Origin of the sequence: Photorhabdus sp. RM96S (assembly GCF_042879335.1) — a bacterium.
In the GTDB taxonomy this organism is placed as follows: Bacteria; Pseudomonadota; Gammaproteobacteria; order Enterobacterales; family Enterobacteriaceae; genus Photorhabdus; species Photorhabdus kayaii.
On record NZ_JBHFKT010000290.1, the window covers coordinates 1 to 223 of the forward strand.

General features: G+C 65.0%; 1 protein-coding gene. It reads left to right on the top strand.

Annotation, left to right across the window (positions count from 1 at the left end):
• Positions 1-223: phage baseplate assembly protein V (locus ACGF49_RS25400; protein WP_387493614.1), on the top strand; the 223-nt coding region annotated here is incomplete at both ends.

The window sequence follows — 223 nt, forward strand, 5'->3', positions numbered from 1 at the left end:
ACCCAGCCCTGGGCCGGGCAGGGCTGGGGCATGCTGGCGATACCGCGTATCGGGCAGGAGGTGGTGGTGGACTTTCTTAACGGCGACCCGGACCAGCCGATTGTCACCGGAAGCGCCTACCATGCCAGCAATCTGCCGCCGGGGGACCTGCCCGGCAGCAAAACCCAGATGGCCTTGCGCTCCAAAACCCATAAAGGGGAAGGCTACAACGAGCTGCGCTTCG